Genomic DNA, 12753 nt, shown 5'->3' with positions numbered 1-12753 from the left:
CACCACCGGCCGTAGCCTCCAGCACCCGCTCCTCCTTTCCAGGGGAACTATCGCGAAGCAGCTAAGGGATAACAATTCGACCCTCCCCCTGACCCCCTCTTACCTTTACCCACAAATCAGGAGGGGTGAAAGGCAAGCCAGGCGGCGGCAATATCGCTGAGACGTTGCCAGCCACGCCAGAGCACCGTGACACCCGGAGGACCATCGTTTTTGCGAGCTAAAAAGCCGCCCAGCCGCGCAATCCACAAGACCACCTGACCCACCGTGGGCGGCCGGGCCGGCACCTGGTGGGTCTTGTGGTGGAAGGCATACAGGGCCCGCCACTCATGTGCGGCCAAAACCAGCGTGCAGGGCGCCTCCGGCGCATGACGCGCCAGCAGCGTCATCCAGAAAAGACGCCAGGCGATGATGCTCAAAAGGGCCAAATAAGGCAACAAACGCTCCACACTGGCCAACTGAGCTTTCTCCACACCGCATCCCGATTTGAGCACCTTGTGATAGACTTCAATCTGCCAGCGCAGGCCGTACCACCGGATCCGCTCCACGGCGTCGGCAAAACTATCTACAGGCACCGTGGTCAAAAGAAGCCAGCACAAAGGGGAGCTGACATCCCGGGGCGGAGCCTCCTCTTGCACCAGCACCGCATAGAGTGGCATGTCGCCCATCGTTTTGCGCAGGTGCTGGGGGGCTTTCAAGCTCACAGGCGCAAAGCGCACCGTGACCAGGGCCTGGCGTTTCGGCTTCCCTTTGCGGGCCGAGGCAACCACCTGCAGCTGACCGCACACCGCCTGCCGGCCCATCACCTCCCAGAGCCGCCCCACCTCGGGCGCACAGACCGAACGGTTCTGGGCGGCCCGCACCAGCAGCTCGGTCCCCAGGGCGCGGGCCAGGTCAAACAGCGCAAAAAGGTCCGACTCGCTGTCGCCGATGGTGATAAGCTGCGCCTCGGGGGGAACAACGGCCCGGCTCTGGCGCAGGGCCTTGAGCCACTTGGCGCTTTCCTTAGCTTCGGTCGGCAGTTTGCGTCGTGCTGCTGCGGTGCGCTGGTGCATTTTAGGCGGACGCACCCAGATCTCCTGGCTGGCCAATCCGAGCGGAAGGCCTTGCTCCGTCATCAGCAGGCTGGTGTGCAGGATCATGCCGGACAGCTTCTGCTGCGCGGTGCCAATGGGCCCCAGCCCCTTGGTACTCGGGTGATGGGTGTAGTTCAGATACGTCGTGTCCTGAATGGCAAAGAGCCGTTTGTGCCCCCGGGCTCGTTCCCGGGTGCGGCGATAATGGGGCGCGCGGATCTTTTCGGCGGTCGTTTTGGCATTGGCAAAGAGCCGGTAGGCGGCCTTGGTGTCGGCCCAATCCGCACAGGCCTGATTGATTGACACCGAAGGCCTGGCCGCCAGTTTGGCGCCTGTTGTGAGCAGTCGCCGCTCCAGACGCTTATCGCCCAGCGCAACGTCGTGTAACTCATGCACAAGCCAGGCGGACAGCTCATCAAGCTCAGGGTTTTCCGTATCCATTTGGGGCTCCTCTTTGATTGCTTCGCTGGGGTAAAAGGTTATCTTAAGTATCCTCCTGCTAATCCCACGGCACTTGTGGGTAAAGATAAGCCGGGCAGGGAGGGGGAAGCACATCAGGAAAAAACCTCAGCGCCGAAACATGCGCAGGCGCCCACCACCACCGCCAGCCGTAGCCCGCAGACACAGCTCCCCCTTCCAGGGGGAGCTGTCGCGAAGCGACTGAGGGGGTCTCCTTCACTGCCAGCACGAGGCCCGTCCAGCACCTCCGTATCACCCACGAAACGCCTGGCGGATCGCCTCCAGCACCGTATCCAGCTGCTCCAGCACCTGCCGATTCTCAAAGCGCAACACCCGAAGCCCCCGCGATCGCAGATATGCCTCACGCCGGGCATCGTAGCACGCTCGGGCCACATCTTCATGCACCGCCCCATCCAACTCGATCACCAGTCGCTCCGACGGACAGTAAAAATCCACCACATAAGGTCCGATGCTGTGCTGGCGACGAAAACGACGTCCTGCCAACTGACGTTTTCGCAAGCAGGCCCAGAGCCGTCGTTCGGCCGGCGTGGCCTGTCGCCGAAGCCAGCGACGGTATTGTACGCGCGCGCGATTGACCGACATAATCCAGCAATTGTTTGATGGTCACCTCGGTTGTACCAAGATAAAAACCGAGACCTGTTTGCGGGGCTTCTCCATGAAAGAACGGGGTGAAACATAACCATAAAAAGCGCCAACAGTAATGCGTGTGCCTCTCCGAACGCCGGCGCTGAAACATGCTCAGACGCCTGCTTTCCCCGTCAGCCATAGCCTCCAGAACACGCTTCCCTTACAGGCGGAGCTGTCGCGAAGCGGTTGAGGGTTAATAATTCAACCCTCCCCCTGACCCCCTCCCTTGAAAAGGGAGGGGGAAGCGTTCAAAAATTCAGAAGCAGCGCTATCCCGAACGCCCATCAAAAGAACCCAACGTTCGGAACAGGCGGTACGTCCAGATACACCGCCAACTCAAGTTCACAGAACACGCTCCACCTCGCAGGGGAACTGCTGCGAAGCCGCTGAGGGGACAACAATTCAACCCTCCCCCTGACCCCCTCCCGGGCAGGGAGCTTACCTTTACCCACAAATCAGGAGGGGTGAAAGGTAAGCCAGGCGGAGGCAATATCGCTAAGACGTTGCCAACCACGCCAGAGCACCGTGACACCCGGAGGACCGTCGTTTTTGCGAGCTAAAAAGCCGCCCAGCCGCGCAATCCACAAGACCACCTGACCCACCGTGGGCGGCCGGGCCGGCACCTGGTGGGTCTTGTGGTGGAAGGCATACAGGGCCCGCCACTCATGTGCGGCCAAAACCAGCGTGCAGGGCGCCTCCGGCGCATGACGCGCCAGCAGCGTCATCCAGAAAAGACGCCAGGCGATGATGCTCAAAAGGGCCAAATAAGGCAACAAACGCTCCACACTGGCCAACTGAGCTTTCTCCACACCGCATCCCGATTTGAGCACCTTGTGATAGACTTCAATCTGCCAGCGCAGGCCGTACCACCGGATCCGCTCCACGGCGTCGGCAAAACTATCTACAGGCACCGTGGTCAAAAGAAGCCAGCACAAAGGGGAGCTGACATCCCGGGGCGGAGCCTCCTCTTGCACCAGCACCGCATAGAGTGGCATGTCGCCCATCGTTTTGCGCAGGTGCTGGGGGGCTTTCAAGCTCACAGGCGCAAAGCGCACCGTGACCAGGGCCTGGCGTTTCGGCTTCCCTTTGCGGGCCGAGGCAACCACCTGCAGCTGACCGCACACCGCCTGCCGGCCCATCACCTCCCAGAGCCGCCCCACCTCGGGCGCACAGACCGAACGGTTCTGGGCGGCCCGCACCAGCAGCTCGGTCCCCAGGGCGCGGGCCAGGTCAAACAGCGCAAAAAGGTCCGACTCGCTGTCGCCGATGGTGATAAGCTGCGCCTCGGGGGGAACAACGGCCCGGCTCTGGCGCAGGGCCTTGAGCCACTTGGCGCTTTCCTTAGCTTCGGTCGGCAGTTTGCGTCGTGCTGCTGCGGTGCGCTGGTGCATTTTAGGCGGACGCACCCAGATCTCCTGGCTGGCCAATCCGAGCGGAAGGCCTTGCTCCGTCATCAGCAGGCTGGTGTGCAGGATCATGCCGGACAGCTTCTGCTGCGCGGTGCCAATGGGCCCCAGCCCCTTGGTACTCGGGTGATGGGTGTAGTTCAGATACGTCGTGTCCTGAATGGCAAAGAGCCGTTTGTGCCCCCGGGCTCGTTCCCGGGTGCGGCGATAATGGGGCGCGCGGATCTTTTCGGCGGTCGTTTTGGCATTGGCAAAGAGCCGGTAGGCGGCCTTGGTGTCGGCCCAATCCGCACAGGCCTGATTGATTGACACCGAAGGCCTGGCCGCCAGTTTGGCGCCTGTTGTGAGCAGTCGCCGCTCCAGACGCTTATCGCCCAGCGCAACGTCGTGTAACTCATGCACAAGCCAGGCGGACAGCTCATCAAGCTCAGGGTTTTCCGTATCCATTTGGGGCTCCTCTTTGATTGCTTCGCTGGGGTAAAAGGTTATCTTAAGTATCCTCCTGCTAATCCCACGGCACTTGTGGGTAAAGATAAGCCGGGCAGGGAGGGGGAAGCACATCAGGAAAAAACCTCAGCGCCGAAACATGCGCAGGCGCCCACCACCACCGCCAGCCGTAGCCCGTGGACACCGCTCCCCCTTCCAGGGGGAGCGGTCGCGAAGGGCCTGTGGGGGTCTATCCGTAACCCACCCTAAACGCCAACACTAAAAACGAACAGATTTGACCCTCCCCCTGACCCCCTCCCGGGCAGGGAGGGGGAAGCACATCAGGAAAAAACCTCAGCGCCGAAACATGCGCAGGCGCCCGCCGCCATCGCCAGCCGTAGCCCGTAGACACCGCTCCCCCTTCCAGGGGGAGCTGGCCCGAAGGGCCTGAGGGGGGCTAAAAAATGCTCCTATCGCCGGAGAAGCTGGCCCGAAAGACCCGAGGCTACCGACACCTGAGAACCCTGATCTCAAAGGTTTAAGGGAAGGGCTACGGGCTACCGCCCCCCGCAAAACCTCGAGGTCTGCCCATCAGCGCAGCGCCCGCCCTGCTCCCATCGAAAGCACCCTCGATCTTCGTCGCAGCCTCCGCCGCCCCCGCGGCAATTTTTTCTGCCGCATCAAGCGCCCTGTGCATCTTTTGCACGCCAGCGTGCAAAACCGGAACGAAAGGATAACGCCCGCGCTTCAGCGCCGACCCGTTCTTAGTCCGGCACGGAGCGCAGCGAAGGGCCGCCCTTCGCTGGTAGTCGGGCCCGACGTCCGGGGCAAACCATCCCTCGCGCATCAGCGCACCTGCCGGTGCGCAGCAGGCTCCAGGGACTATCTCTCATCCGCACCGTTTCGTGCAGGCCCGCTATCTGCCTCTACTTCAAGATGTTGCTGTTGCGTCTCGGGTCTATATTCTGGAATCAGTTGGGACAGAAGTCGGCGGATACCCGGGACATCCTCTACGCGAGCGGCCTGAATCAGGGCATCGATCAGTCCTTCCAGGCCTTCCGGCACAAACTCGCTGGCATTGTGTGCAATGAAGATGTGGTCATGCGCCGTTTCGTCATACTGCTCGCCCGGAATGAACAACTCTTCGAAAAGCTTTTCGCCGGGCCTCAGGCCGGTAAACTTGATTTTTATATCCTTATCCGGGATCATCCCGTGCAATTCGATTAGCTGACGTGCCATATCCAGTATACGCACAGGCTCTCCCATCTTCAGCACGAAGATCTCTCCGCCTTTCCCGAGCACAAGTGCCTGAAGCACGAGCTGGACAGCCTCGGGAATACTCATGAAGTAGCGCCGAACCTCCGGATGGGTAACCGTGACCGGTCCTCCCCGTTCGATCTGTTCCTGGAAAACCAGCAACACACTGCCCCGACTTCCCAGTACATTACCGAATCGGACGGCCATATAAGGCTTTCCGGTACGCCGCGCAGCCCCGAGTACCAGATATTCAGCAATCCGCTTGGTAGCCCCCATTATGTTGGTCGGACGCACCGCCTTGTCGGTTGAAATCAGCACAAACCCATCCACGTCCACCGCCTCGGCCGCCTCCACCACATTCTTGGTACCGAGCACGTTGTTATCGATAGCTTCTGCCGGGTTCAGTTCCATCAGGGGGACGTGCTTATGCGCGGCAGCGTGGAAAACAAAGTCCGGACGAAACCTCCGGAAAATGCTGAAGATGCGCTCTCTGTCCCGCACGTCGGCGATTACCGGAAGCAGCTCCACATTGCTCAGTCCCGCACGGTTGGCTTTGATCCATTCCAGTTCGTTCAGGATTTTGAAGATACTGTTTTCGCCATGTCCGAGCAGCACAATTTTCCGGGGGGCGGCCAGCAAAACCTGACGGCACAGCTCGCTACCGATCGATCCTCCTGCGCCCGTGATCAGGATCGTCCGCCCCTGTAGCAGCCTTCGAACGCCTTCCAGATCGATGCGGACCGGTTCTCTTCGCAGCAGATCCTCAATGCGGACAGGTCGTAACTGGCTAAGCCGGACCTTTCCGTTCAGGAGCTCATGAATGCCCGGGATCGTCCGTACTTCCACGTCGAGCTGGCGGCATCGGGCGACCACGCGGCGGATTACTTCGCCCGGTGCGGTGGGCATGGCGATAACCACCTGCCGGGCGCCCGTCTCGCGCACGACTGCCTCCAGCTGGTCCAGTCCGCCCAGCACCGGTACCCCCCGAATGCGTTTCTGCTGCTTTTCGGGATCTTCGTCCAGAAATGCCACCGGCAGCAACCCCAGATGGGGCTGCCGTTGCATCTCCTGCACAACAGCCAGCCCGGCCTGTCCGACCCCGACCACAACGGTGCGTCTGGCATTTCGGGGCGGACGAATGTGCTGCAGACGCTGACGCAACCGTTCAGCCAGGCGAAGGCTGAAGCGCGTGGCGCCCACCCAGAGAAATGTGACGATCGCATCAATTACGGGCAGCGATCTGGGCAGTCCCTGCAGCGTCCCGCCGGCATGAAGCACCCAGTAAATCGCCGTGCAGGCGAGGCCAGCCCCCCCGACCGACAGCGTCAGCCGCAGCAGGTCGTCCACACTGGCATATCGCCAGTACCGCCGATACAGTCCGGTTGTCCAGAAGGTGACCAGTTTCAGGATGGCAAATCCTCCGACGATCCACCAGAATGCCGGACGTGCCAGATAGGGCTGCAGTGCTTCAACGCGAAGCAGGAGGGCCAGCAAAGGGGTAGTCCAGAGTGTGCAGAGATCCAGCAGAAAAAGATGTCGGTTCCGCAGGTTGACAACCCGTTCCAGCAGTTCCATGGATGGTCCCCGAAAGTTCGTGGCGCCTTTTTTTCGTTACCCCCGGGCTCCCACTCTCCCCTATAATCGGCATCACTGCACTCAAAATCCATACCCCCCTGCGCCAGAGATTACCCCAACAGATGCCAAAATGGAGTCAGTGTAACCTCTCCATTCGGGATTCAGATGCTTTTGCACAGACTTTTGACAATTTCGATAATGCGGACCTGATCGCTTTCAGTGAGCGACGATCCAGAAGGCAGACACAACCCCTTTGCAAACAGACTTTCCGCCACCGCTCCCCCGATCTTTTCACAGTCCCGAAAAACCGGCTGCAGATGCAGGGGCTTCCAGACCGGGCGGGCCTCGATATTCTCGACCTCCAGTGCCCGACGCACTTCTTCGACAGTTGCCCCGAACAGCTCGGGCTCGATTGTCATGACGGTAAGCCAGCGGGTATGCCGCCCCCAGGGAGCCTCGAGCTGGAAGGAAATGCCGGGGAAGTCGGCAAGCTCCTCCACGTACCGCTGGAAGATACGCCGCCGCTTTTCCACCCGCTCTTCCAGCGTCCTGAGCTGGGCCCGTCCCAGTGCGGCCAGCAGGTTGCTCATGCGGTAGTTATACCCCACCTCCCTGTGTTCATACCAGGGTACGGGCTCCCGGGCCTGCGTGGCGAGCTTTCGTGCATGGGCAATGACCTCCTCCTGATCCGAAACCAGCATCCCCCCACCGGAAGTGGTGATGATCTTGTTGCCGTTGAAGGAGAAGATGCCTGCCAGACCGAAGGTGCCGGGAGACTTGCCCTTGTACGTACTCCCAAGGGCCTCCGCCGCATCTTCAATGAGGGACACGCCGTACTCCTGGCACAGAGCCCGGATGGGGTCTATGTCGGCGCTCTGGCCGTAGAGGTGGACCAGCACCACCGCCCTCGGCAGGCGTCCCACTTGGGCCCGCCGCCTGAGAAACTCCTCCAACAGGCCGGGGTCCATGTTCCAGGAGGTGGGCTCCGAATCGATAAAGACCGGTCTGGCCCCCAGATAAAGCACCGGAAAGGCGCTGGCGGCAAAGGTCAGGGTGGAGACCACCACTTCGTCGCCCGGCCTTACCCCGATGTGGATCAGCGCCAGATGAATGGCCGCCGTGCCCGAACTCACCGCCAGGGCGTACTTTGCCCCCACCACATCGGCGAACTCTCGCTCAAAGGCCTCAACCTGCGGGCCCAGCGGAGCGATCCAACCTGACTCCAGGGCCTCTAGAAGAAACCGGGCTTCGAGGCCGGAGAGATGGGGAGGAGATAGATAAATACGCTTCATGGATTCCTTCGTTTAACTTGAGCAGGCACTCCATAGGCGATAACGCCTTCAGGAATATTATCCACCACTACACTTCCAGCTCCTATAGTCACCCATGCTCCTATTTGAACTCCAGGAATTATGCAGGCGCCAGTTCCTACCAATGTTCCCTCCCCAATTTCAACACCTCCTGTTAGCCGACATCCCGGGGCTACGTGGACAAAGTCACCTATCTTGCAATCATGCTCTACGATGGCTCCGGTGTTAACAATTGCGTGTTTTCCGACTGACGCAAACGGTTGAAGAATCGCGCCAGCAAAAACGACAGTACCATCGCCCAGACGTACCGATGGATGCACATAAGCCCGTGGATGAATAAGGGTAACCCATTGAATATCAGGAAAGTTAGAAGCCAGAAGTTTTCTTGTTCTGTTATCCCCTATTGCTATAATGGCGCGCACATTGGAGTGGTTGTGCAGAACAGAGATCGGCCCAAGGATAGGAACTCCCAGTAAACGATCGCCCCATTTATCAGAATTATCATCTAGAATGCCATCAACTGTCCAACCAGCATCTTGAAGTGAAGCAACTACAACTTTAGCGTGTCCGCCTGCACCAATAACAAAAAGACTCATGTCTGCTTCGAGCCTTTAAACTCCGGCATGGTGGCGTGCCCCTCAGCGCTGATCCCTTCACGCCTTAACACTTTCACCAGAGTCATGAAAAGAATCTTAAGGTCCAGAAGGACATTCCAATTATCTACATACCACACATCCAGCTTGAACTTCTCCTCCCAGGTCAGCGCATTTCGCCCGTTGATCTGCGCCCAGCCGGTGATGCCCGGTTTAACTTCGTGCCGCCGGAACTGCTCCGGCGTATAGCGATCCAGATACTCCATCAAAAGTGGTCGCGGCCCTACCAGGCTCATATCGCCCTTGAGCACATTGAAAAGTTCGGGCAGTTCGTCCAGACTCCAGGACCTGAGCCATGCTCCGAAGGGAGTGAGCCGCTTCTCATCGGGAAGGAGGCGACCTTCGGCGTCTCGCTCCTCGGTCATGGTACGGAACTTGTACATCATGAAGGGCTTGCCGTGCAGTCCAGGCCGCACCTGGCGAAAGATAACGGGGCTGCCCAACTCCCGCCACACTCTGAATGCGACGTAAAGCATCAGGGGACCGAAGACGAGGAGTCCGAAGGAGGCCCCTACCAGGTCAAGAAGTCGCTTCAGCGTTGGCGAACGCAGAAGGTTCACGGATTTCATTTTATTCCCAGCTCACGCAAGAGGCGCTCGTTAATCTTTCGGGCATCAAAGCGTTCCTCTGCTAGCTTACGGCTTTCCCTTCCCATGCGCTCCACCAGGGACGGGTCCCGGATAAAGTGCTCCATGGCCTCTACCAGAGCTTCCACGTCCCGAGGGGGCACCAGGAAACCGTTGACCCCGTCCGCCACCGTCTCTCGGCACCCTGGGGCGTCCGTGGTGATCACGGGCCGGGCCATGGCCATGGCTTCCTGGGAGGAGCGAGGCACACCTTCCCTATAAGAAGGGAGCACGTAAACGCTCGTCTTCCGCAGATAGGTACGGACGTCGTCCGTCCAGGGAACCCACTCCAAGACCCCTTTCTCTACCCAGGAGCGCACCTCCTCCTCGGGAATGGCACCGGGATTAGAGTCCAGGGGGCCGATGAGGAGGAAGCGCACCTCGGGGTGCCTGGTCTTCACCCGGCAGGCGGCCTCGGCAAACTCTCGCACGCCCTTCTCCTTCAGAAGCCGAGCGATCAGGGTGAAAGTAAGAGGCTCAAGGTGGGGCGGGACGGGAGGCCACTCCTCCAGAGGCACCCCGATGCCTCTCAGCAGGACCGCCTTCTCCGAGCGCACAAGCCCCCGGGAGACGAACTCTCGGAGGTCGTCCGGGTTGAGAAAAAATACCTTATGAGCGAAAACAAAACTAAGCCTGTATAGGCCCTGGAGGACCGTCCTCACCATGCGCTTCTTAAGGTTGTTATCCCCGGGTGTAAAAGCAAAGCCCAATCCCTCCACTACTGCAGCCCTTAAGGGCACCCGCGCCAGTGCCGCAGCCAGGATACCGTAGATATTGGGCTTTGGCTGGAAGGTAATTATCACACATGGCCGCAGACGAGCAAGAGAAAAGGCTAGAAACACCAGCGTTTTAAGATCCGCAAAGGGGCTTACACCCGTACGTTTCAAAGGATAGTCACAGGCTTTTGCTCCCGTGCTCTTTTCCACGATTTCCTTTAGCTCCGGCGTCCAGTCCGGAGCGTAGATCAGAGGCCTGTCCCCTCGCTCACTAAGCTGTTTTATAAGGGATAAGCGAAAAAGAGGAACTGCAGGGGCGTAAGGCACTACCAGAACTACTCGCGAACCCATATCTATATTACGATTTCCCGGGTGTCATGGTGCGTGTGAGAAAGAACGGGCGCACACTGCAGTACGCCCCTACCGGACAAACGACAACATTTTTACCATATAGGGGCGGACTCAGTGTCCGCCCTGTCGTGTCCGCGGAGCGGTATGGCGCCATCATGCACCAGTGAATCGGCGATTACATATTACCTTAAGTCATCCCTATATTTTTTTTTCCACAGGAAACGCACAGTTTCAAACTTTATTAAACTGTTTTCACGCATTATCCCAGCCTGGCACTGGCGTCCCCCGTATAGCCTTCAAAATGGACAATACTTCTTTTCGCTGACTTTCATTCAATGCTTCAAAAACCCGCCTTCGGGCAATATGCTTTTCAGCGCCGATCTTCTCAGCCAGCCAAGTAAGAGCCTCCTTGCTCCAAGAAAGCAGAATTAGACGCAAAGTCCCTCCCCATCCCACCAGCTTGGGGCCATATTTCCACATTATTTTCCTCTCACTTCGGTAACCAACGCGGAGAACGTGGCCTCGAGGTACGCCAAACCAGCGATAAAGGTAAAGGGGGGCCGTAAGCACCCGAAGCCTGGAAACCTTCAAGGTTCGCACAAAAAGCTCCCGGTCCTCAGCCCTAGGATAGTCCAGCGAGTAAGGATGGTTCCCAAACCATGCCTTGCGAGCCATAAGTGACGGATGTAGAAATCCTCCCCAGACAAGGACGTCTGGAGTAGAGGGCTGACGTCCGGGAAGAAGCGCCAGAGGATTATCCTCTCCGTCAATTAGATAAGCCCCGCTCGTCACCCCGTCCACCTCTGGGTTTGCTTGCAGGAAAGCCACTTGTCTTTCCAGACGAAGGGGATGCATGGCGTCGTCTGCGTCCATTCGGGCCACCAGCTCACCCCGTGCCAACTGCACAATCTCATTGAGTCGCGCGGGCAAGCCCTTGTTCTGACCGTCGCGCAGAACCCGAACCCGGGGGTCTCGAATAGCCATGGCCCGCTCGTAACTGCCATCCCGTGAGCCATCGTCTACCAGAATAAGTTCCCAGTTCTGATAAGTCTGGGCAAAAACCGAGCGCACAGCGAGTTCAAAGTAAGCCCCAGGGTTCAGAAAAGGAATGCCAATGCTAACCAGGGGTGAATGACGGATAACGCCCACGACTGCTTACCTCCTTTAAAAACAGAATTCTCTCCTTCTCTTTATAATGTAAATCTAGATGAGCTACGGCTTCCCGCGGAACACGCCTATCTTTCCATTTTTCTACAAAGTTCTGAATATTCTCCAGGGACCGTCGTACGTTATTCTCCTCATTGGGAATCTCCAGCAGAAAAGGAGCACCACAGGGAAAATCTGTATCCCGATACCCGATGATCACTGGAAGTCCCAAGGCAAGGTATTCTCTCACCTTCAGAGGAGAGGCTTCCCTCATTCCTTTTCGATGGAGGGCCAGCGTACCTAAAGCCACATGGGATTGTGCCAGGATAGGGAGGTACTCTGAAAATGTCATAGGTCCATGAAGATATACGTTAGATGGAGCTTGCGGCACATCCTTGGGTGAAACCCCTATGAGGTGGAAACGCCACTGCGGGAATTGTTCAGCCAGAAAAAGAATTTTGTCTACACCATGCCACGGAGCCGGGTAGCCCATAAAAACTAGAGTAGGCACATCATTTCGGGAAACAGGCAGGTGAGGAAACGCATCCAGGGACACACCGTTAGCAATCACCGCTTTTCTTCCAGGCAGGCGCGAAAAATAAGAATGCGAAAGGAGTTCCCTCGTTACAAAAACCCATCCCTGAGTTTTGTGGTCCAAAAATCTCCGTGTTACTTTGTGGTACAGGTACTGCGCCCGACTGTAAAGTCTCAACTCAGCCAACTCGTCGCTGTTGACCTCTTGAACTAAAGGAAACTTGGAAGCGAGGCGCAGATATGCAGGATAGACCAAATCCCGCCTGAGATACACGACATCTGGGTTCCAAAAAAGTATTTCCCTGGTTGCCTGATGCATAGCCCGAAGCTTGCCCAAACTGTAAGCGCCTCCATAGTAAAAAAAAGGGTTACCCCCCACATCAACTACAAAATTTGCCACATCACCTCGACGAGTTATTACACAGAAAAATATTTCTACTCCTAACTTTTTCCATAATTTAATCTGAGAAGCTATTTTTTTGGAAACGCCACTACTTGGGCCTAAGTTAAGATGGACCAAGTAAGCAATCTTCAAGGCCATCACTCCTTTCTAAGGATAAATCCTACAAATGA

At 57.9% G+C, this 12753-nt stretch carries 10 protein-coding genes; all 10 read right to left on the bottom strand.

The features are described from left to right. Positions 1-116: 116 nt before the first annotated feature. Positions 117-1514, bottom strand: coding sequence for an IS4 family transposase (locus GYH26_RS04745; protein ID WP_161540677.1), 1398 nt, complete (start codon positions 1512-1514; stop codon positions 117-119). Between the two features lie 270 nt (positions 1515-1784). Further along, the gene (locus GYH26_RS04740) at positions 1785-2135 is read right to left on the bottom strand and encodes an endonuclease domain-containing protein (RefSeq protein WP_161540676.1); all 351 of its coding nucleotides are present in this window, start codon (positions 2133-2135) and stop codon (positions 1785-1787) included. Between the two features lie 500 nt (positions 2136-2635). Further along, positions 2636-4033, bottom strand: a complete 1398-nt coding sequence (locus tag GYH26_RS04735) for an IS4 family transposase (protein ID WP_161540675.1) — start codon at positions 4031-4033, stop codon at positions 2636-2638. A gap of 861 nt (positions 4034-4894) precedes the next feature. Then, the gene (locus tag GYH26_RS04730) at positions 4895-6844 is read right to left on the bottom strand and encodes a polysaccharide biosynthesis protein (RefSeq protein WP_161540674.1); all 1950 of its coding nucleotides are present in this window, start codon (positions 6842-6844) and stop codon (positions 4895-4897) included. A 161-nt stretch (positions 6845-7005) separates the two neighbouring features. Then, positions 7006-8136: a DegT/DnrJ/EryC1/StrS family aminotransferase gene (locus GYH26_RS04725; protein ID WP_161540673.1), complete on the bottom strand. Its 1131-nt coding sequence runs from the start codon at positions 8134-8136 to the stop codon at positions 7006-7008. Continuing rightward, positions 8133-8750, bottom strand: coding sequence for an acetyltransferase (locus tag GYH26_RS04720; RefSeq protein WP_161540672.1), 618 nt, complete (start codon positions 8748-8750; stop codon positions 8133-8135). Before GYH26_RS04720 ends, GYH26_RS04725 begins: the two co-directional genes overlap by 4 nt. Next, on the bottom strand, positions 8747-9376 hold the full coding sequence (locus tag GYH26_RS04715; protein WP_029765850.1) for a sugar transferase: 630 nt from the start codon (positions 9374-9376) through the stop codon (positions 8747-8749). Before GYH26_RS04715 ends, GYH26_RS04720 begins: the two co-directional genes overlap by 4 nt. Next, the gene (locus tag GYH26_RS04710) at positions 9373-10500 is read right to left on the bottom strand and encodes a glycosyltransferase family 4 protein (RefSeq protein WP_161540671.1); all 1128 of its coding nucleotides are present in this window, start codon (positions 10498-10500) and stop codon (positions 9373-9375) included. Before GYH26_RS04710 ends, GYH26_RS04715 begins: the two co-directional genes overlap by 4 nt. Positions 10501-10752: 252 nt before the next feature. Further along, positions 10753-11649 (bottom strand): glycosyltransferase family 2 protein, encoded by an 897-nt coding sequence (locus tag GYH26_RS04705; protein WP_197738547.1) that lies wholly within the window; start codon positions 11647-11649, stop codon positions 10753-10755. Then, positions 11618-12721 carry a glycosyltransferase family 4 protein gene (locus tag GYH26_RS04700; RefSeq protein WP_161540670.1) on the bottom strand — a complete coding sequence of 368 codons (1104 nt, stop codon included), beginning with the start codon at positions 12719-12721 and terminating at the stop codon, positions 11618-11620. Before GYH26_RS04700 ends, GYH26_RS04705 begins: the two co-directional genes overlap by 32 nt. Between the last annotated feature and the right edge of the window lie 32 nt (positions 12722-12753).

Origin of the sequence: Rhodothermus marinus, from assembly GCF_009936275.1 — a bacterium.
Classification (GTDB): Bacteria; Bacteroidota; Rhodothermia; order Rhodothermales; family Rhodothermaceae; genus Rhodothermus; species Rhodothermus marinus_A.
This window is presented reverse-complemented; position numbering and strand designations above follow the sequence as displayed.